Source organism: Cytobacillus spongiae, assembly GCF_021390075.1.
Genome location: NZ_CP089997.1, coordinates 3,360,483 through 3,380,635, shown reverse-complemented (window position 1 = coordinate 3,380,635; position 20,153 = coordinate 3,360,483). Strand labels below are relative to the sequence as shown.

Below are 20,153 nucleotides of genomic sequence, written 5' to 3'. Positions count from 1 at the left end.
GGAGGTTTGCAAGATGAAAAAAGGAATAAAAATTGTAACCATTGGTGGAGGCTCAAGTTATACACCAGAGTTTGTAGAAGGGTTAATAATGCGTTACAAAGAATTACCTGTAAGTGAATTATGGCTAGTGGATATCGAAGAAGGCAAAGACAAGCTACAAATTGTTGGGGATTTGGCGAAACGAATGGTGGAACAAGCGAAGGTCCCAATGGAAATTCACCTTACATTAGATCGTCGAGAAGCATTGAAGGATGCTGATTTTGTAACCACGCAAATGAGAGTGGGCCAATTAAAAGCTAGAATTCAAGATGAGCGTCTACCGATTAAGTACGGGATGATTGGCCAAGAAACAAATGGTGCAGGTGGTCTATTTAAAGGAATGAGGACCATTCCTGTCTTACTGGAGATTGCCAAGGAAATTCAAGACCTTTGTCCTGACGCATGGCTGATTAACTTCACGAACCCTGCTGGGCTTGTGACAGAAGCACTGCTACGATATGGTGCTCATCCGAAGGTAGTTGGCGTATGTAATTTACCGATTAATACGAGAATGACGATTGCAAGATTATTAGGCGTTGATGTGGAGCGTTTGCATATTGATTTTGCAGGGTTAAACCATATGGTCTATGGACTAGATGTGAAGGTGGATGGTGAGTCCGTACTTCCTCAAGTCCTTGAGTTGATGGGAGATCCTGAACAACAAGTGTCGATGCAGAACATTGCCCCTATTCCATGGGAAAAAGAGTTCATCAAAAGCTTAGGCGTTATTCCATGTCCTTATCACCGCTATTACTATAAAACGAGTGAGATTCTACAGAAGCAGTTAGAAGAGTATCAAAATGGAGGTACTCGTGCAGAGGTAGTGCAGCGACTAGAGAACGACTTATTTGAGCTTTACCAAGATGAAAACTTAAAAATTAAGCCTCCTCAGTTAGAAAAAAGGGGAGGAGCATATTATAGCGATGCTGCCTGTAACTTAATTTCATCTATTCATAATGATCGAGGAGATATCCAGACACTCAATGTTCGTAATGAGGGTGCCATTTTAGGATTGCCTGTCGATTCAGCTGTCGAGGTAAACTGTGTGGTAACAAAGGAAGGACCAGAACCTATTCATGTAGGAGAGCTTCCAGTCGCTGTATCTGGACTTGTTCAACAAATCAAATCTTTTGAACGTGTAGCAGCGGAGGCTGCTGTAACAGGCTCTTATGAGAAGGCATTGCTGGCAATGACAATCAACCCGCTTGTCACAAGCGATGTAAAGGGAAAACAGCTTCTTGATGAAATGCTCGAAGTACATCAAGAGTATCTCCCGCAATTTAAAGGCCAAATTCAACATTCATAACTAGAAGAAGAGGCTGGGGCATACGTATTTCAGTCAATGGAATATCCGAACTATCAGGAGTTATCTCCTTTTACTAGTTCGGGTATTTTTGTTTGTGCGGAAAACAAATTATTAAAAAATAGTGGAATGGAGCGGAAGACTCTCGACTACTAAGGGAAATAGAGGAAAGGCTGAGACACCAAAGCGCAGCGAGGGTGCTCAGCTTCCTCCACGCGGAAAGCGAGTGTCTGCAGCGTAAATGGAACGAACTTGTTTTTACAACCTAACTATTTTAAAAAAGTCATTGTTCGTTTTTGAGAAGGAGTCATTTAGTTATGTCCAAGCCTCTTCCTATTATTGTATTTTTGCATCCTTGCTTTCCATTCCTGTATTGGATACGGACGTTATGCCATGCGGCTAATGACATTAGAATGGTTTGAATATAAAGTTCCATCATACTGATGATGAAAAATCTAAAAGATATGTGTTTTTTTAATTGCGGAGTTGTTAATCCATGCATCGAATGAACTACAATCAATCCTACCGCAAGAACCCCTAGACGAAGTGTGGTTAGAAAGAATTCAATCAGCCAATAATCTACTTTTTGAAATGGGAAAAATCAACATAGAAATTCTTCCTGTAAACAGCATTAAATTGAATGAAGAGACGGTATCTCGCCGCCAATTGTTTACGATGTGGGGAAAAGAAAGCAAGAGGCTTGCGAAGGAAGTTTCTCCTGCTAGTTGGCGTTTTAACCAAAAAAACCTTGAGCTTGCTCCATATTATTCAGACTTTCAGTTTAACCAAGTGGAAATTAATAGTGATACATGCACACTCTGCAGAACATGTGAGAGACTATGTCCGAAACAATGCTTCGTAATAAATGAAGAGTGAATCTCTTCGCAAGCCTGCTCATCATGTATGTTATGTGTGGATAGCTGTCCTGAACAGGCAGTATCAATTAATGAGAAGGTGTCAAAAGCCACGACAATTACTTTAGATGTTTACAATAAGACCTGTACTGATTGCAAGAAACCTTTCAAAACACTTCATAAGCAAGAGGCAAAATGCCCTGTTTGCTCTCACAAGAGAGAAGGATATCTTAGTAGCAACACTTGCTAAAAATGTCCTCATTGTTTTATGCAGTTATGAATAGAATACGTTCATAAGGGAACCCGTTAAGGTAAAGCTTAACGGGTTTTTAGTTATCCTGCCCCAGGAGTGATCTATTATCATACTAAAGCTATGTGCATTAAGTACATTCTGTCCTACTTAAAATCATCATCCAACTTAACATGGTGGATACTATTTTTTTTACTTTCTTCTAGGTATTTTTTTTAGTGCTTGAAAGATAATCTGTCCTCTTTATAGAATAACTTCAAAAAACTGCCACATCACGATAATTTCTTTGACATCAATTGGATCGGCTCTTGTGTGACTTGTGATTGAGAAAAAATAAAACTCTTCAGCGTTAAAATTGGTTCCTATTCTTACTTTTATTAGAAATGTATTCAATTAATGACTCTTATAAAGAAAAAGGAACTTGTAAAAATTTGGAGGGGATTAGGAATAGTTGTCGAATTTAATTTAGACTTAGATATTTCGAAGTACTATAATATCTTTTTAAAAAAACTATAATGGTTCGGTGAAGTTTATGGTTAGTTATACTCAAAGGATGAAAATGCTGTAAGACGGGAAATGCTCTTTTACGCAGTAAGTTTGTTAACTACTAACAGAATTAAGGCTTGTTGTGTTAAAGGTCATATGTAAGAAAAGCTCATAATTATTTTCTCTCTTTAGATGAATCAAAAGAACGGAAGGAAGCTCTGAAAGTGGATTTAAATAATATAAAAACATGGGATACTCTCTATGATTCATGTGTGGGATCATATAATACTTAATAAATAAGGGTGACAATATGCAACTTTATAAAAAAAAACTATAGTTTCATTTATATTAATAAATGAGTTATTAGCAACACAAGCATTAATTGTTCCTATCAGAGTATTATTCTATATTCATTTTTTAATATCAAATTCAGAAATTTCTATTTTAAAATTTGCAATGTTGGTAGTAGTTTTCTTTTTTGAGGTTCCAACTGGTTACGTTTCAGATAGATATGGGCATAAGAAGGCTGTTTTACTTGCTAAAATATCTGGAATACTTTCCATATTGATATTTATCTTTATGGGGAATTTTATTGGATTTTTAATTGCGAATGCTCTTTTAGGGTTAGCTTCCTCCATGGAGTCTGGTGCAAGGAACGCATACTACATGGAAATAACAAGAAAACAAAATATTGAATACAAAGATGTAATGGTTAAATTAGGTAAGTACTCTAAATACATACAATTTTTCTTAATGATTTTTAGTTCAATATTATATACACATTCCTATTTACTACCTTTTATCATAACATTTAGTCTTTATCTACTATCAATTCTATTTTTTTCTCTTTTACCAAATCAACACAAATATATAGAAAATGATAAAAAAGAAAATATATGGGGAGTTAGTAAACGTTTACTAGTCAAGATTTTACTAGATAAAAGATTGAGACTTGAGCTTATCTTTTTTACCTTCACATCTTCAATACTAATAAGTAATTTTGATTATTATACACACTTTTTTATAAATGCTAATATTAATGAAGGGTACTTTGGATTAATTTTTGCAGGTTTCATGCTTATAAATGTTATCGGTATAAACCTTTATAGCAAGGAATTATCAGTACGAAACGAAAATTTATTGTTTATCCTTACTCCTTTTAGTTTTCTATTGATAAGTAGTGGTAATATTGTTTTATTGATTGTTGGAGTGCTAATACAGCAAGTGCTATTTGCTTACTATTCTATCCACTACGATATATATGTTATAAAGTCAATTGATGATCTAAAGAATAGTGCACACTATCAATCAATGATTTCATTACTATATACTATTTTAAGAATGGGCATAATCTTAATTGTATCATTAGGATTTAAAGTTCTTAATTTAACCTCAATGTTCATTATATTTTTCGTAATCTTTTTCTTTACTACTCTCTATTATATAAAAAATCGAATTGATATAGGGGTGGGAAGAGATACGATTTAACTAATACCGGATTGTATCTCTATAATTCTCCGAAAATCTTAGAATTACTACTTTGTTTCTTATCCCTAAAATGCAGTGGACCCGGAGTTGGCTTGAAAAGGAGCCTCGGCGGGCATCAGCTCCCTGCGAGGAGCCAGCTAGTCATCGAGCTGGCTGCGCCAAACAAGGCTATCATGCCCGCCACTCCATATAAAGCCGTGGGTTACACACGAACTTCCTTAATCTTTATTGCCTGAAGCTCTGCTTTTTCCAAGAATTCCAATGGTGCGATGTCTTGAATGCTCCCATGTATACGAACTTTATTGTAAAACTTCATAAACTCTGAAACCACTTACTTTAAAAGGATTCGATATAAACGTTGTCATAACAGTTTCCTTTTCGGCTCTTACTGCCTATCATTTTGTATTTTTTTAATAGTTTTTGATATTCTGAGGGGGCATATTGAACAACACGATCTGAATGATGAATGACATCTTTTCCAGGCTTTTGAAGTTCGTATGCCATCTTTAATGCGGTAATGACGAATCCCTTGGTCATGGTTTTGCTCATAGCCCATCCGACGATAATGGATATTTAGTTCCAAAAAATCTGGATGAACAAATGGAAATAGAACTTAATAGATTTAAGAATAAGTATCACTCAACGCATTATCACTTAATTATCATGCCAACTGAACAGTGTAATTTTCGTTGCGTTTATTGTTATGAAGACTTCATAAAAGGTCAAATGACAAAGGAACACCAAGATGCGCTCACCAAACACATTGAAGAAAAAGCAAGTAGTATTGAGAATTTAGAGATTGGTTGGTTCGGAGGTGAACCACTAGAAGGATATGATGTTATAAAGTATATATCTGAGAGAGTTATAGAGCTTTCAAAGAAATATGGCTTTAAATACTCATCCCACACGAGCCTTGAAAAAATAAGAAAAACCCTTGCTACGCAAGGGCTTCCGGTTATGGAGCATAGGGGGCTCGAACCCCTGACCTCTACGCTGCCAGCGTAGCGCTCTCCCAGCTGAGCTAATGCCCCGAATAAATGGATTCTAATGAAGATTATAGCTACATGTGCCCGTTGATGCAAGAGGAAAATGAGAAATTATAAGCTCTCTACTTGAATCCCTCTTACACCTTCAATTTTAGAGACGCTATAGTAAACATCCGTTGTTTTTCTTTTATAGTTAACCGTTATGAGTAGTTGAATATGATGATCGCCGTCTTCAAGGTCACGTATTTTAATATTCTTAATAGAGATCCCTTCTTGTTGAATTTCTCCAATAATATCAGCGATGCTCTCTTTTTCTCTTATATTGAGCTGGAGGAGGATTTCTTTTTCCCGGAGCTGTTTTGGTCCAAGGATGGACATGACAATTGGAATGACTTCTACACTAATGATGAGAAGAACAACCCCTGCCATTGCCTCAATGAAAAAGCCAGCGCCTACTGCAATCCCAATTCCAGCAGCTCCCCAAATCATCGCAGCAGTTGTCAGGCCGGAGATGCTATCATTTCCCCTTCGTAATATAACTCCTGCTCCTAAAAAGCCAATTCCAGAGACAATTTGAGCGGCTAGACGTAAAGGGTCCATTGTAATATTGACATCATGGTCGCGTGGAAACAGATAAGCAGATTCAATAGAAACGATTGTTAATAAACAGCTAACGATGGAAATGACTAAACTCGTTTTTAATCCAACAGGTTTTCGTTTCAATTCACGCTCTAATCCAATGACAAGTCCGAGAATACCTGAAAGTCCAAGCTTAATGAGAATTTCAGTCTCAATGAAACTCATTTTTTCCTTCACGCCCTTCACTGAAAAAATACATAGTAAAACAACTGGAATTCGTTGTAAAATGATGTAGACACAATTGAATCTTAAAAGGGGTAAAGATATGAATCAACCACGAATAAACCCATATGTTGCTATTATCATAGGGGTCATCTCAGTTTCAACTTCAGCGATCCTAGTCAAGCTTAATTCGGCTCCTTCAGGTGTCACCGCATTTTATCGATTATTTTTTTCAGTTCTCATCATGCTGCCAGTATTTTTAATAAAGTATGTCGGAGAATTAAAAACTGTGACGAGACGGGATTGGTTTTTCTCAGTGATTGCAGGTGTCTTTCTTGCATTTCATTTCATCCTATGGTTTGAGTCATTAAATTATACATCTGTTGCCAGTTCAACAGTATTGGTGACACTTCAGCCACTATTTGCGTTTTTAGGTACGTATCTATTTTTCAAGGAACGTTTTTCGCCAAAAGCAATCATTGCAGGAATTATTGCCATTATAGGGAGTGTGATTATTAGCTGGGGAGACTTTCAAGTTAGTGGTTCCGCCCTCTTCGGTGATATTTTAGCGCTATTCGCTTGTGCCCTTGTTACAGGGTATTTAATGTTTGGTCAGACAGTTCGCAAACGATTATCTTTGGTCACTTACACATTCGTTGTGTATAGCATTAGCTCAATTACTTTATTGTTATATACATTTGCTGTAAATGAACCGTTGCTACCTTACCCTACTAGCGATTGGATATACTTTATTTTACTCGCTCTTATCCCAACATTACTTGGTCATACGTTATTTAATTGGGCACTTAAATGGCTGAGTACAAGTATTATTTCAATGGCAATTTTATTTGAACCAGTGGGTGCTACCATTCTGGCAATCCTTTTATTGAATGAGCACGTCATCTGGCCGCAAATTGTGGGCGGGACAATTGTATTAGGAGGAATTTCTTTATTTTTACTTGATGAAAGAAAGTTAAAACGTAAAAGAATGAAAGAATCCCAAGTGGCTAGTTAGGAGGATTGGATGAATATACGGGAAGCAGTAATAGAAGATGCTAGAGGAATGGCAGAGGTACATGTAAAAAGCTGGCAAGAAACTTACGAACATATCATCGAAGAGAGCTATCTAAGTAAGTTAAAAGTAGACGATCGATATGAATTATGGAAGAAATTAATTCCTTCTCGAAGCGAAAACAAACCAATCTACATTGCAGAAGAAGATAAAATAGTAGGTTTTGCATCCTTTGGTCCAGAACGAAAACAAAGTCATTCAATTGACTCTGAGTTATATGCCATTTATTTATTGAAAGAAGCGAAAGGAAAGAGAGTAGGAACAAGTCTACTTTATGAAGGTGTCACACAACTTAGAAAATGTGGAAGTCATTCTTTATTAGTTTGGGTTCTAGAGAGTAACTCAAGTAAAGCCTTCTATGAAAATTATGGGGGAGAAGTCTATCTCCAAGAAGAGATAACAATAGGTAATCAAAAATTAGTTGAAGTAGCCTATGTTTGGAAAAATCTTTCGGTGCTTCAGGATAAACTTGCATTAGCATTGTCTTTTAAAGGAGATTCATAGATGGGAATGGATCGTGCCTTCGAAGTTTTTCCTGCGCTACAAACAGAACGTTTACACCTAAGAAAACTTGAACTGAGCGATTCTATTGAATTATACAGTTATTTCTCTTTAGAAGAAGTAACTAAATATTATGATGTAGAAACTTTTCGGACAGAACAAGAAGCAGAGGAATTAATTGAAAGTTTATTCTTTTCATATGAGCAAGGAAAGCAAATTCGATGGGGCATTACAAAGAAAGAAACAAATGAACTCATCGGTACCTGTGGGTTTCATTCAATTGATCGTACCCATTCCAAGCTAGAAGTTGGATATGATCTGCACCCTGATTATTGGAGTCTTGGAATTATGTCCGAAGCGATGCACCGGATTATTAGCTATGCTTTTGAGGAAATGGATGTTAATCGGATAGAGGCATTCTATTTTCCAAAAAACATAGCATCTAAAAGAGTATTAGAGAAAAATGGCTTCCAACACGAAGGAATCTTAAGAAAAAGGTTCTTGCATAAAGGGAGTTATTTAGATGCAGTCTTAACAGCAAAACTTAAAGAAGATAGGAAAGAGGATCTCCTTTGATTGAAGAGGGGATCCTCTTTAGTAAGTTAACCTATATGGATATCGTTACCTATATTAGTAGAGGAAGTTTATTTTCCTGAAAGTAAAAAATGGCAATAGAAGCCTCTATTCATTCGTTCTAATAAAAAATGTATGTGAAGCTTGAAAACACGAATGCAAATGTAGTGGTAAAGACAAACGTTCCTCCTCTGACTTTTCCTTCAGTATTAGCAATTTGAATCCCTTCATAATAAGCATAGGCGAAAAGAAAGATAGCCATTACTAGTGAGATGTATAGTGCAATAGGTTCTAACATATTCATCACCTTTCAAATAGTCTATTTAATCCTATGAACAGATCATTAATTCTATTACTTAAAAAATCGTCCACAAATAAGAACATTAATTATCCGAAAAATACAATTTTTTTGTTAGTAACTCAATAATTGTGGATAATATGCATATCTTTATCCACTGCCTGTGGGTAAGTCAGCTGAATGTTGTGAATATTATGTAACATATGTGTATAATAATGTGGATAAAACTGGGTTTTCCACAAAATAGTACTCGTATAGTCTCGATTCCAAATTGGTAATGGGGCATTCATCATTATTAAAATCGTTCTACTATATATTTATTTGTTCTTCTATATCTTATGATGAGGTAGAATATATAGTAGATTATAATAAGTTCGAAGTTTTTACTCAGGCAATCATAACAGAGAGCTTAAGTAATTTATTTGCAGATATAATGAAGAAAAAAACACGCGAAAAATTTTAGAAGAAAAAATGAAAAATTATATTGAAATTATTTTTTGTGCGTGATATATTATTACTTGTCCTTAAGGACGCCAACATTTTGATAAAAAAGTTTCTCAAAAAAGTTATTGACATGATTTTATCAAAAATGTTATATTAATAAAGTCGCTTCTCGGCGATGATGATTGTTCTTTGAAAACTAAACGAACCATAACGTCAACGTTTTAAATTTGTTTTAACTATTGAGCTAATCAATACTCTTTTATGGAGAGTTTGATCCTGGCTCAGGACGAACGCTGGCGGCGTGCCTAATACATGCAAGTCGAGCGGATCTTTAAAAGCTTGCTTTTAAAGATTAGCGGCGGACGGGTGAGTAACACGTGGGCAACCTGCCTATAAGACTGGGATAACTCCGGGAAACCGGGGCTAATACCGGATAATGGCTCCTAACACATGTTAGGATTCTGAAAGATGGCTTCGGCTATCACTTATAGATGGGCCCGCGGCGCATTAGCTAGTTGGTGAGGTAACGGCTCACCAAGGCGACGATGCGTAGCCGACCTGAGAGGGTGATCGGCCACACTGGGACTGAGACACGGCCCAGACTCCTACGGGAGGCAGCAGTAGGGAATCTTCCGCAATGGACGAAAGTCTGACGGAGCAACGCCGCGTGAGTGATGAAGGTTTTCGGATCGTAAAACTCTGTTGTTAGGGAAGAACAAGTACCGTTCGAATAGGGCGGTACCTTGACGGTACCTAACCAGAAAGCCACGGCTAACTACGTGCCAGCAGCCGCGGTAATACGTAGGTGGCAAGCGTTGTCCGGAATTATTGGGCGTAAAGCGCGCGCAGGCGGTTCCTTAAGTCTGATGTGAAAGCCCACGGCTCAACCGTGGAGGGTCATTGGAAACTGGGGAACTTGAGTGCAGAAGAGGAGAGTGGAATTCCACGTGTAGCGGTGAAATGCGTAGAGATGTGGAGGAACACCAGTGGCGAAGGCGACTCTCTGGTCTGTAACTGACGCTGAGGCGCGAAAGCGTGGGGAGCGAACAGGATTAGATACCCTGGTAGTCCACGCCGTAAACGATGAGTGCTAAGTGTTAGAGGGTTTCCGCCCTTTAGTGCTGCAGCTAACGCATTAAGCACTCCGCCTGGGGAGTACGGTCGCAAGACTGAAACTCAAAGGAATTGACGGGGGCCCGCACAAGCGGTGGAGCATGTGGTTTAATTCGAAGCAACGCGAAGAACCTTACCAGGTCTTGACATCTCCTGACAACCCTAGAGATAGGGCGTTCCCCTTCGGGGGACAGGATGACAGGTGGTGCATGGTTGTCGTCAGCTCGTGTCGTGAGATGTTGGGTTAAGTCCCGCAACGAGCGCAACCCTTGATCTTAGTTGCCAGCATTCAGTTGGGCACTCTAAGGTGACTGCCGGTGACAAACCGGAGGAAGGTGGGGATGACGTCAAATCATCATGCCCCTTATGACCTGGGCTACACACGTGCTACAATGGATGGTACAAAGGGCTGCAAGACCGCGAGGTTTAGCCAATCCCATAAAACCATTCTCAGTTCGGATTGCAGGCTGCAACTCGCCTGCATGAAGCCGGAATCGCTAGTAATCGCGGATCAGCATGCCGCGGTGAATACGTTCCCGGGCCTTGTACACACCGCCCGTCACACCACGAGAGTTTGTAACACCCGAAGTCGGTGGGGTAACCTTTTGGAGCCAGCCGCCTAAGGTGGGACAGATGATTGGGGTGAAGTCGTAACAAGGTAGCCGTATCGGAAGGTGCGGCTGGATCACCTCCTTTCTAAGGATATTTACATGAAAGTTGACGCTTATGGTTCGTTTAGTTTTGAGAGAGCAATCTCTCTATAACAAACTCTCTTCTTATTATAGAAGAAAGTGAACTTGTTCCTTGAAAACTAGATAATGAAATATAGAAGAAAAAAAGAATTACCGAGTAATCGCCAATCTTAAGATTTTCTCTAAACAAGAAATTAGAAGGTTTCAAGACGCGAGCAGGTCGAGGAAGCAACTGAGTGAGCACCGGAATGTACTTACGTACATGAGGAGCGGAGCGAAGGAAGCTGACGAAGAGATGCGATGTGTATTGAAAGCTTATAGGTTAAGTTAGAAAGGGCGCACGGTGAATGCCTTGGCACTAGGAGCCGATGAAGGACGGTACTAACACCGATATGCTTCGGGGAGCTGTAAGTAAGCTTTGATCCGGAGATTTCCGAATGGGGAAACCCTCTATCCGTAATGGGATGGAATCCTTATCTGAATACATAGGATATGGAAGGCAGACCCGGGGAACTGAAACATCTAAGTACCCGGAGGAAGAGAAAGCAAATGCGATTCCCTGAGTAGCGGCGAGCGAAACGGGATTAGCCCAAACCAAGAGGCTTGCCTCTTGGGGTTGTAGGACACTCTATACGGAGTTACAAAGGAACGGAGTAAACGAACAAGCCTGGAAAGGCTGGTCAGAGAAGGTAACAACCCTGTAGTTGAAACTTCGTTCCCTCTTGAGTGGATCCTGAGTACGGCGGGACACGTGAAATCCCGTCGGAAGCTGGGAGGACCATCTCCCAAGGCTAAATACTCCCTAGTGACCGATAGTGAACCAGTACCGTGAGGGAAAGGTGAAAAGCACCCCGGAAGGGGAGTGAAAAAGATCCTGAAACCGTGTGCCTACAAGTAGTTAGAGCCCGTTAATGGGTGATAGCGTGCCTTTTGTAGAATGAACCGGCGAGTTACGATTACATGCAAGGTTAAGTTGGATAGACGGAGCCGTAGCGAAAGCGAGTCTGAATAGGGCGAATGAGTATGTGGTCGTAGACCCGAAACCAGGTGATCTACCCATGTCCAGGGTGAAGTCCAGGTAACACTGGATGGAGGCCCGAACCCACGCACGTTGAAAAGTGCGGGGATGAGGTGTGGGTAGCGGAGAAATTCCAATCGAACTTGGAGATAGCTGGTTCTCTCCGAAATAGCTTTAGGGCTAGCCTCATGTAGTAAGAGTCTTGGAGGTAGAGCACTGTTTGGACTAGGGGCCCCCATCGGGTTACCGAATTCAGATAAACTCCGAATGCCAAAGACTTATCCATGGGAGTCAGACTGCGAGTGATAAGATCCGTAGTCGAAAGGGAAACAGCCCAGACCACCAGCTAAGGTCCCAAAGTATACGTTAAGTGGAAAAGGATGTGGAGTTGCTTAGACAACCAGGATGTTGGCTTAGAAGCAGCCACCATTTAAAGAGTGCGTAATAGCTCACTGGTCGAGTGACTCCGCGCCGAAAATGTACCGGGGCTAAACGTATCACCGAAGCTGTGGATTGACATCTACGATGTCAGTGGTAGGAGAGCGTTCTAAGGGCGTTGAAGCTAGACCGCAAGGACTGGTGGAGCGCTTAGAAGTGAGAATGCCGGTATGAGTAGCGAAAGATGGGTGAGAATCCCATCCACCGAATGCCTAAGGTTTCCTGAGGAAGGCTCGTCCGCTCAGGGTTAGTCGGGACCTAAGCCGAGGCTGAAAAGCGTAGGCGATGGACAACAGGTTGATATTCCTGTACCACCTCTTTTCCGTTTGAGCAATGGGGGGACGCAGGAGGATAGGGTAAGCGCGCTGTTGGATATGCGCGTCCAAGCAGTTAGGCCGGTAACGAGGCAAATCCCGTTACCATAAGGCGGAGCTGTGATGGCGAGGGAAATAAAGTACCGAAGTTCCTGATTCCACACTGCCAAGAAAAGCCTCTAGCGAGGAAAAAGGTGCCCGTACCGCAAACCGACACAGGTAGGCGAGGAGAGAATCCTAAGGTGAGCGAGAGAACTCTCGTTAAGGAACTCGGCAAAATGACCCCGTAACTTCGGGAGAAGGGGTGCTTTTTAGGGTGAATAGCCCTGAAAAGCCGCAGTGAATAGGCCCAGGCGACTGTTTAGCAAAAACACAGGTCTCTGCAAAGCCGCAAGGCGAAGTATAGGGGCTGACGCCTGCCCGGTGCTGGAAGGTTAAGAGGAGGGGTTAGCGTAAGCGAAGCTCTGAATCGAAGCCCCAGTAAACGGCGGCCGTAACTATAACGGTCCTAAGGTAGCGAAATTCCTTGTCGGGTAAGTTCCGACCCGCACGAAAGGCGTAACGATCTGGGCACTGTCTCAACGAGAGACTCGGTGAAATTATAGTACCTGTGAAGATGCAGGTTACCCGCGACAGGACGGAAAGACCCCGTGGAGCTTTACTGTAGCCTGATATTGAATTTTGGTACAGCTTGTACAGGATAGGTAGGAGCCTTGGAAGCCGGAGCGCCAGCTTCGGTGGAGGCATTGGTGGGATACTACCCTGGCTGTATTGAAATTCTAACCCACGCCCCTGATCGGGGCGGGAGACAGTGTCAGGTGGGCAGTTTGACTGGGGCGGTCGCCTCCTAAAGAGTAACGGAGGCGCCCAAAGGTTCCCTCAGAATGGTTGGAAATCATTCGTAGAGTGTAAAGGCACAAGGGAGCTTGACTGCGAGACCTACAAGTCGAGCAGGGACGAAAGTCGGGCTTAGTGATCCGGTGGTTCCGCATGGAAGGGCCATCGCTCAACGGATAAAAGCTACCCCGGGGATAACAGGCTTATCTCCCCCAAGAGTCCACATCGACGGGGAGGTTTGGCACCTCGATGTCGGCTCATCGCATCCTGGGGCTGTAGTCGGTCCCAAGGGTTGGGCTGTTCGCCCATTAAAGCGGTACGCGAGCTGGGTTCAGAACGTCGTGAGACAGTTCGGTCCCTATCCGTCGTGGGCGTAGGAAATTTGAGAGGAGCTGTCCTTAGTACGAGAGGACCGGGATGGACGCACCGCTGGTGTACCAGTTGTCTTGCCAAAGGCATCGCTGGGTAGCTATGTGCGGAAGGGATAAGTGCTGAAAGCATCTAAGCATGAAGCCCCCCTCAAGATGAGATTTCCCATAGCGCAAGCTAGTAAGATCCCTGAAAGATGATCAGGTTGATAGGTCAGAGGTGGAAGCATGGTGACATGTGGAGCTGACTGATACTAATCGATCGAGGACTTAACCAAATAAGAAAGCGAAGGCGACTGTACAACTTCGATAGAAGGTAGGAGCCGTAGCTGGACTAGTTATGAAAATGGCATTACCGATATTCTTTCTTCTTCTATACATTATCTAGTTTTGAGGGAATAAATATAAAATTTCTCTTGAAAAATACTTAAAACATATTATAATAATATATGTCTTTAAGAAAAGTTTGGTGACGATAGCGAGAAGGTCACACCCGTTCCCATGCCGAACACGGAAGTTAAGCTTCTCAGCGCCGATGGTAGTTAGGGGCTGTCCCCTTGTGAGAGTAGGACGTCGCCAAGCGTATATAATGGAGGATTAGCTCAGCTGGGAGAGCACCTGCCTTACAAGCAGGGGGTCGGCGGTTCGATCCCGTCATCCTCCACCATATTCTTTATGCCGGTGTAGCTCAATTGGTAGAGCAACTGACTTGTAATCAGTAGGTTGGGGGTTCAAGTCCTCTCGCCGGCACCATTTTATATACTAATATGAGCCATTAGCTCAGTCGGTAGAGCATCTGACTTTTAATCAGAGGGTCGAAGGTTCGAGTCCTTCATGGCTCACCATTTATATCATGCGGGTGTGGCGGAATTGGCAGACGCACCAGACTTAGGATCTGGCGCCGCAAGGCGTGGGGGTTCGACTCCCTTCACCCGCACCAATTATATATGCGGAAGTAGTTCAGTGGTAGAACACCACCTTGCCAAGGTGGGGGTCGCGGGTTCGAATCCCGTCTTCCGCTCCAAAGGTAGTGCCGGGGTGGCGGAACTGGCAGACGCACAGGACTTAAAATCCTGCGGTAGGTGACTACCGTACCGGTTCGATTCCGGTCCTCGGCACCATTTTATAAATATTGCGCCCGTAGCTCAATTGGATAGAGCGTTTGACTACGGATCAAAAGGTTAGGGGTTCGACTCCTCTCGGGCGCGCCATTTCGGGAAGTAGCTCAGCTTGGTAGAGCACTTGGTTTGGGACCAAGGGGTCGCAGGTTCGAATCCTGTCTTCCCGACCATTTTCTAAAAAAGATTGGGGCCTTAGCTCAGCTGGGAGAGCGCCTGCCTTGCACGCAGGAGGTCAGCGGTTCGATCCCGCTAGGCTCCACCAATTATACTTTGATTTATCATGGCGGCGTAGCTCAGCTGGCTAGAGCGTACGGTTCATACCCGTGAGGTCGTGGGTTCGATTCCCTCCGCCGCTACCATGAAGTCTTGGACCTTTAGCTCAGCTGGTTAGAGCAGACGGCTCATAACCGTCCGGTCGTAGGTTCGAGTCCTACAAGGTCCACCATCTCAATTTTATACTGCGGAGGAATACCCAAGTCCGGCTGAAGGGATCGGTCTTGAAAACCGACAGGCGGGTTAAACCGCGCGGGGGTTCGAATCCCTCTTCCTCCGCCACTTATTTATCTAAATATTATTATCGCGGGGTGGAGCAGTCCGGTAGCTCGTCGGGCTCATAACCCGAAGGTCGCAGGTTCAAATCCTGTCCCCGCAATTTGGTCCGGTAGTTCAGTTGGTTAGAATGCCTGCCTGTCACGCAGGAGGTCGCGGGTTCGAGTCCCGTCCGGACCGCCATTTTCACGAAATAAGTAATGTATTATTATATTTGGCTCAGTCGGTAGAGCACGACCGAATAAGCTTCTTGAATAATCATTCTGAAATCGGAACGAAGGTTTGACACATTTTACGAACATTTTTAAAATAAGTAAATCACTATTAAATTTGGCTCAGTAGCTCAGTCGGTAGAGCAAAGGACTGAAAATCCTTGTGTCGGCGGTTCGATTCCGTCCTGAGCCACCATTGTTATATGCGGGTGTAGTTTAATGGTAAAACCTCAGCCTTCCAAGCTGATGTCGTGGGTTCGATTCCCATCACCCGCTCCATTTGATCTTGGGCCTATAGCTCAGCTGGTTAGAGCGCACGCCTGATAAGCGTGAGGTCGATGGTTCGAGTCCATTTAGGCCCACCATTCTATTATTATTCCACAGTAGCTCAGTGGTAGAGCTATCGGCTGTTAACCGATCGGTCGCAGGTTCGAGTCCTGCCTGTGGAGCCATATGGGGAAGTACTCAAGTGGCTGAAGAGGCGCCCCTGCTAAGGGTGTAGGTCGGGCAACCGGCGCGAGGGTTCAAATCCCTCCTTCTCCGCCATATGTTTTGGCCCGTTGGTCAAGCGGTTAAGACACCGCCCTTTCACGGCGGTAACACGGGTTCGAATCCCGTACGGGTCATATAGAAAAAAGCTGTTGACAATTGTCAGCAGCTTTTTTCTATATTTAGACAAAGCTGTGAACTCATTAACTAGTTGAATCCTTCTTCTTCTTCATAAATATAAAGATCCGTATGATAGAATGAACAAAACACGCTCATTCAACCATAGGAACTAAGTATCCTTCGAAAATCTAGTTGAGTATCGTCTTGATAAGAATTTCATCCCATCCAATCCACGGTCGCGCTTATAGTCTACTTACGTTCTAAATTGTAACCACATAGTCCCTCTTGTATTGCATCCAACAAAATCATCCTTTTAATAATCAACTAGTTCATCCTTTTTATTTAATGGTAGCCCAGGATTGTCTAGGTCAATTTCGGAAGTTACCCCAGTATAAGGTCCTCTAAACATATCTCCTGTTGCTAAAATTTTTTTATCTGGCGCTTCAAAATAAGGGGCGCCCACCTCAGTTTTATTTTCTCTCAGTAGCTTTTCTTCTTCTTTATTACTCATGAATGTTATACTCCCTTCAAAAATAATTTCATTTTTATTGTTTTATTTTGTCTTATTGTTCATTGGGTTATGTCGAAATCAGTTGAATTGTAATATTTTACAGATTTTATTAGCAAATTATTAATATTTATGTCAAAAAATTTAAAATTATTTTACAAGGATTATTATTCTAGAACTCGAATATTACAAGAAAGTCGAGAAATTATTATAGTTGGGACGGGAGAAAATGACTGTGACTACGTTATTTCCAACAGAATTTCAATTGCACTTATTCCATGAAGGAACGCTTTTCGATGCACATGAGCTGTTTGGAGCTCATCTAGTTGAGGCGGAAGGAATTACCCATACTCGATTCTGTGTATGGGCTCCTAATGCCAGAATTATCAGATTAGTAGGTGATTTTAATAATTGGAATGGAATGGGGTACGACTTACATAAAGTGAATCATGAAGGTGTTTGGATGCTTGTTGTGAATCAAGACCTTTCCCATGAAAATTATAAATACGAGATAATCACCTCCACAAACGAAAGGCTACTAAAGGCAGATCCCTTTGGTTATTATTCAGAATTACGCCCACATACAGCTTCAGTTATTTTCCCCTTATCTGGTTATGACTGGAATGATGAAGAATGGTTGAAAAAAAGAAGGAAAAAAGATACAAAAAATGAAGCTACATTAATCTATGAGGTTCATCTAGGTTCTTGGAAACTGAAGGATGATGGTAGCTATTATACGTATCGTGAACTTGCAGATGAGTTAATCCCTTATGTTGGTGAACTTGGGTTTACTCATATTGAAATCATGCCAATTGTTGAGCATCCGCTCGATTTGTCATGGGGCTATCAAGGAACGGGTTATTTCTCAGTGACCAGTCGTTATGGAAATCCAGTAGACTTTATGTATTTCGTGGATCAATGTCATCAGAATGGGCTTGGTGTCATTTTAGATTGGGTACCTGGTCATTTCTGTAAAGATGCCCATGGCTTGTACCGATTTGATGGCAGCTATTTATATGAATATCAAAATTCGTTGGATCGTGAAAATGAGATTTGGGGAACCGCCAATTTTGATTTAGGAAAAACGGAGGTTCAAAGCTTTTTAATTTCAAATGCTAAGTTTTGGATTGAATACTTTCATGTAGATGGGTTTAGAGTGGATGCAGTATCCAATTTAATTTATTGGCCGAATTCGAATGGGATGCATGAAAATCAATTTGCGATTCGGTTTTTAAAAAAGTTGCATACATTCATAAATGAATACGATTCAAGTGTTCTGATGATAGCTGAGGATTCTACCGACTGGCCAGGTGTGACAAAATCGGCAGAGGATAACGGGTTAGGCTTCACATATAAATGGAACATGGGATGGATGAATGACACGTTAGACTATATGGAGACTCCGCCTGATCAGAGGGCAAATAAGCATCACAAGATTACATTCTCTATGCTGTATGCATTTAGTGAAAGTTTCGTCCTTCCTTTTTCTCATGATGAGGTAGTCCATGGCAAGAAATCACTTCTAAATAAAATGCCAGGGGATTATTGGGATAAGTTTGCTCAGTATCGGTTGTTGCTTGGGTATATGATTTGTCATCCTGGCAAAAAACTGCTTTTTATGGGATTTGAGCTAGGTCACTTTGCAGAATGGAAGGACCAAGAGCAACTAGATTGGTTTTTATTAGATTATGACATGCATGATAAGACACATGCATATGTTAAAGAACTATTTAAAGTATATCGCCGCTCAAAGCCTTTGTATGAGCTTGACTGTAGCTATGAAGGGTTTGAGTGGATTGATGTTCATAACAAGGAGCAATCAATCTTCTCTTTTATCCGAAAAGGGAAGCGTGCTAACGAGTTATTAGTCGTAATTTGTAACTTTACAAGTCATATGTACCCTGAATTTCGAGTAGGTGTTCCTCTCTTAGGTTCTTATCGGGAAATCTTAAATAGTGATGATTCCCGTTTTGGTGGTTCACATGTGATAAATAAAAAAGTGATAAAAGCAGAGGAGCAAGAGTTCCATGGAAAAGCATATTCGATTTCTATGTCCATGCCACCTTATGGAATTTCAATATTACGCCCTGTTAAGCATAGGAAGGAGAGGATAAGTAATGGCAAAGAAAAAATGCGTAGCGATGCTATTAGCCGGAGGGAAAGGGAGTAGGCTTAGTTCATTAACGAAAAATTTGGCAAAGCCAGCGGTCCCATTCGGAGGTAAGTACCGTATTATTGATTTTACATTAAGTAATTGTACGAACTCAGGTGTGGAAACAGTAGGGGTATTAACTCAATATCAGCCACTTGTTCTAAACTCCTATATTGGGATTGGAAGCGCATGGGATTTGGACCGGAAAGATGGTGGTGTGACTGTCCTACCACCATATAGCGTTTCCTCTGAAGTTAAATGGTACTCTGGTACAGCCAGTGCCATTTATCAAAATCTCAATTATATTAAACAATATGAACCAGAGTATGTCCTGGTGCTTTCTGGAGATCATATATACAAAATGAATTATGATCTGATGCTCGATCATCATATTGAAAAAGGTGCAGATGTTACGATATCAGTAATTGAGGTGCCATGGGCAGAAGCAAGCCGGTTTGGCATAATGAACACGAATGAGGAATTGCGCATAACGGAATTTGAAGAAAAACCCCAAATGCCGAAAAACAACTTAGCTTCAATGGGCATTTATATTTTTAATTGGGCGACATTAAAGGAATATCTAGAAATGGACGATCGAAACCCTGAATCCTCTCATGATTTCGGCAAAGATGTTATCCCGCTTTTACTTGAAGAAAATAAAAAGCTATTTGCTTATCCTTTTTCAGGCTATTGGAAGGATGTAGGTACGGTGAAAAGCCTTTGGGAAGCAAATATGGATTTGTTAGATGAAAAGTGCGAACTAAATTTATTTGATTATTCTTGGAGAATCTATTCCGTCAATCCGAATCAGCCACCACAATACATTTCCCCTGAAGCTACAGTAATTGAATCATTAATTAATGAAGGTTGCACGGTGGAAGGTGAAGTGGAAAGATGTGTTTTGTTTCAAGGAGTGAAAGTTGAAGAAGGGTCTGTATTAAAAGAAACGGTTATTATGCCAGATGCCACTATTGGGAAGAATTCCTATATTGAAAAAGCCATTATTCCTTCAAATATACGTATTCCAGAGGGGACTGTTATTCGTCCGGGACGAGAATCGGATGATATTATTCTTGTTACAGAAGAGCTTATTGAAGAGCTATATCATAATTGTTAGAAGGGATGGA

General features: G+C 41.4%; 13 protein-coding genes, 21 tRNA genes, 3 rRNA genes and 1 pseudogene. 32 read left to right on the top strand and 6 right to left on the bottom strand.

Annotated features, from left to right (window positions below):
- Window positions 1-13 precede the first annotated feature (13 nt).
- Together LS684_RS17100 and LS684_RS17095 are read left to right on the top strand one after the other, a co-directional pair.
- Window positions 14-1,345, top strand: coding sequence for a 6-phospho-beta-glucosidase (locus LS684_RS17100; RefSeq protein ID WP_233807696.1), 1,332 nt, complete (start codon window positions 14-16; stop codon window positions 1,343-1,345).
- Between the two features lie 543 nt (window positions 1,346-1,888).
- Window positions 1,889-2,218, top strand: coding sequence for a hypothetical protein (locus tag LS684_RS17095; RefSeq protein WP_233807695.1), 330 nt, complete (start codon window positions 1,889-1,891; stop codon window positions 2,216-2,218).
- 471 nt (window positions 2,219-2,689) lie between these two features.
- Here LS684_RS17095 and LS684_RS17090 read toward each other — a convergent pair whose 3' ends face one another.
- Window positions 2,690-2,839, bottom strand: a complete 150-nt coding sequence (locus LS684_RS17090) for a hypothetical protein (protein WP_233807694.1) — start codon at window positions 2,837-2,839, stop codon at window positions 2,690-2,692.
- Between the two features lie 426 nt (window positions 2,840-3,265).
- Here LS684_RS17090 and LS684_RS17085 point away from each other — a divergent pair, with 426 nt between their 5' ends.
- A complete protein-coding gene (locus LS684_RS17085; protein ID WP_349293131.1) occupies window positions 3,266-4,420 on the top strand; it encodes an MFS transporter in 1,155 nt (384 codons plus the stop codon).
- Window positions 4,421-4,759: 339 nt separating this feature from the next.
- On the opposite strand, the pseudogene LS684_RS17080 reads toward LS684_RS17085, so the two are convergent.
- Window positions 4,760-4,984 (bottom strand): annotated as a pseudogene (locus LS684_RS17080) (DDE-type integrase/transposase/recombinase); the annotation flags it as partial.
- Window positions 4,985-5,020: 36 nt separating this feature from the next.
- Here LS684_RS17080 and LS684_RS24310 point away from each other — a divergent pair.
- Window positions 5,021-5,425, top strand: coding sequence for a radical SAM protein (locus LS684_RS24310; protein ID WP_432418832.1), 405 nt, complete (start codon window positions 5,021-5,023; stop codon window positions 5,423-5,425).
- Here the strand turns inward: LS684_RS24310 and LS684_RS17075 are convergent.
- Both LS684_RS17075 and LS684_RS17070 read right to left on the bottom strand, forming a co-directional pair.
- Window positions 5,379-5,451, bottom strand: a tRNA-Ala gene (locus LS684_RS17075). The genes LS684_RS24310 and LS684_RS17075 overlap by 47 nt on opposite strands.
- A gap of 66 nt (window positions 5,452-5,517) precedes the next feature.
- Complete coding sequence (locus LS684_RS17070) at window positions 5,518-6,210, bottom strand: MgtC/SapB family protein (protein WP_233807692.1); 693 nt, start codon at window positions 6,208-6,210, stop codon at window positions 5,518-5,520.
- A 100-nt stretch (window positions 6,211-6,310) separates the two neighbouring features.
- Here LS684_RS17070 and LS684_RS17065 point away from each other — a divergent pair, with 100 nt between their 5' ends.
- Genes LS684_RS17065 through LS684_RS17055 form a run of 3 tightly spaced genes read left to right on the top strand, consistent with a single transcriptional unit; the run spans window position 6,311 to window position 8,356 of the window.
- Entirely contained in the window at window positions 6,311-7,222 is a 912-nt protein-coding gene (locus LS684_RS17065) for a DMT family transporter (protein WP_233807691.1), read from the top strand.
- A 9-nt stretch (window positions 7,223-7,231) separates the two neighbouring features.
- Window positions 7,232-7,783: a GNAT family N-acetyltransferase gene (locus LS684_RS17060; RefSeq protein ID WP_233807689.1), complete on the top strand. Its 552-nt coding sequence runs from the start codon at window positions 7,232-7,234 to the stop codon at window positions 7,781-7,783.
- The gene (locus tag LS684_RS17055) at window positions 7,784-8,356 is read left to right on the top strand and encodes a GNAT family N-acetyltransferase (RefSeq protein WP_233807682.1); all 573 of its coding nucleotides are present in this window, start codon (window positions 7,784-7,786) and stop codon (window positions 8,354-8,356) included. It abuts the gene before it with no gap.
- Window positions 8,357-8,474: 118 nt separating this feature from the next.
- Here the strand turns inward: LS684_RS17055 and LS684_RS17050 are convergent, their stop codons facing one another.
- Complete coding sequence (locus LS684_RS17050; protein ID WP_233807680.1) at window positions 8,475-8,651, bottom strand: hypothetical protein; 177 nt, start codon at window positions 8,649-8,651, stop codon at window positions 8,475-8,477.
- A 702-nt stretch (window positions 8,652-9,353) separates the two neighbouring features.
- On the opposite strand from LS684_RS17050, the gene LS684_RS17045 reads away from it, so the two are divergent.
- The 23 genes from LS684_RS17045 to LS684_RS16935 all read left to right on the top strand — a co-directional run bounded on the left by LS684_RS17045 (window position 9,354) and on the right by LS684_RS16935 (window position 16,383).
- Window positions 9,354-10,904, top strand: a 16S ribosomal RNA gene (locus LS684_RS17045).
- Between the two features lie 316 nt (window positions 10,905-11,220).
- Window positions 11,221-14,153: ribosomal RNA gene (locus LS684_RS17040) — 23S ribosomal RNA — on the top strand.
- Between the two features lie 187 nt (window positions 14,154-14,340).
- Window positions 14,341-14,457: ribosomal RNA gene (rrf, locus tag LS684_RS17035) — 5S ribosomal RNA — on the top strand.
- The 16S, 23S and 5S rRNA genes sit together here with 20 tRNA genes alongside, the layout of an rRNA operon.
- 9 nt (window positions 14,458-14,466) lie before the next feature.
- Window positions 14,467-14,542, top strand: a tRNA-Val gene (locus LS684_RS17030).
- A gap of 10 nt (window positions 14,543-14,552) precedes the next feature.
- A tRNA-Thr gene (locus tag LS684_RS17025) sits at window positions 14,553-14,628 on the top strand.
- 16 nt (window positions 14,629-14,644) lie between these two features.
- Window positions 14,645-14,720: transfer RNA gene (locus LS684_RS17020), tRNA-Lys, on the top strand.
- Window positions 14,721-14,730: 10 nt separating this feature from the next.
- Window positions 14,731-14,815: transfer RNA gene (locus tag LS684_RS17015), tRNA-Leu, on the top strand.
- Between the two features lie 9 nt (window positions 14,816-14,824).
- Window positions 14,825-14,899, top strand: a tRNA-Gly gene (locus LS684_RS17010).
- A gap of 8 nt (window positions 14,900-14,907) precedes the next feature.
- Window positions 14,908-14,996, top strand: a tRNA-Leu gene (locus tag LS684_RS17005).
- A 13-nt stretch (window positions 14,997-15,009) separates the two neighbouring features.
- A tRNA-Arg gene (locus LS684_RS17000) sits at window positions 15,010-15,086 on the top strand.
- Window positions 15,087-15,089: 3 nt separating this feature from the next.
- A tRNA-Pro gene (locus tag LS684_RS16995) sits at window positions 15,090-15,166 on the top strand.
- 16 nt (window positions 15,167-15,182) lie between these two features.
- Window positions 15,183-15,258: transfer RNA gene (locus tag LS684_RS16990), tRNA-Ala, on the top strand.
- A gap of 20 nt (window positions 15,259-15,278) precedes the next feature.
- Window positions 15,279-15,355, top strand: a tRNA-Met gene (locus tag LS684_RS16985).
- Window positions 15,356-15,364: 9 nt separating this feature from the next.
- Window positions 15,365-15,441 (top strand) — tRNA-Ile (locus tag LS684_RS16980).
- A gap of 17 nt (window positions 15,442-15,458) precedes the next feature.
- Window positions 15,459-15,551, top strand: a tRNA-Ser gene (locus LS684_RS16975).
- Between the two features lie 23 nt (window positions 15,552-15,574).
- Window positions 15,575-15,648: transfer RNA gene (locus LS684_RS16970), tRNA-Met, on the top strand.
- A 3-nt stretch (window positions 15,649-15,651) separates the two neighbouring features.
- Window positions 15,652-15,728, top strand: a tRNA-Asp gene (locus LS684_RS16965).
- A 149-nt stretch (window positions 15,729-15,877) separates the two neighbouring features.
- Window positions 15,878-15,953: transfer RNA gene (locus LS684_RS16960), tRNA-Phe, on the top strand.
- 9 nt (window positions 15,954-15,962) lie between these two features.
- A tRNA-Gly gene (locus tag LS684_RS16955) sits at window positions 15,963-16,036 on the top strand.
- Between the two features lie 9 nt (window positions 16,037-16,045).
- Window positions 16,046-16,122, top strand: a tRNA-Ile gene (locus LS684_RS16950).
- Between the two features lie 12 nt (window positions 16,123-16,134).
- Window positions 16,135-16,209 (top strand) — tRNA-Asn (locus tag LS684_RS16945).
- A 3-nt stretch (window positions 16,210-16,212) separates the two neighbouring features.
- Window positions 16,213-16,303: transfer RNA gene (locus LS684_RS16940), tRNA-Ser, on the top strand.
- 8 nt (window positions 16,304-16,311) lie between these two features.
- Window positions 16,312-16,383 (top strand) — tRNA-Glu (locus LS684_RS16935).
- A 296-nt stretch (window positions 16,384-16,679) separates the two neighbouring features.
- Here LS684_RS16935 and LS684_RS16930 read toward each other — a convergent pair.
- Entirely contained in the window at window positions 16,680-16,877 is a 198-nt protein-coding gene (locus tag LS684_RS16930) for a hypothetical protein (RefSeq protein ID WP_233807678.1), read from the bottom strand.
- A gap of 226 nt (window positions 16,878-17,103) precedes the next feature.
- Here LS684_RS16930 and glgB point away from each other — a divergent pair, with 226 nt between their 5' ends.
- Complete coding sequence (gene glgB / locus LS684_RS16925) at window positions 17,104-19,044, top strand: 1,4-alpha-glucan branching protein GlgB (protein ID WP_233807676.1); 1,941 nt, start codon at window positions 17,104-17,106, stop codon at window positions 19,042-19,044.
- Entirely contained in the window at window positions 18,992-20,143 is a 1,152-nt protein-coding gene (locus LS684_RS16920; RefSeq protein ID WP_233807675.1) for a glucose-1-phosphate adenylyltransferase, read from the top strand. Before glgB ends, LS684_RS16920 begins: the two co-directional genes overlap by 53 nt.
- Window positions 20,144-20,153: the final 10 nt, after the last annotated feature.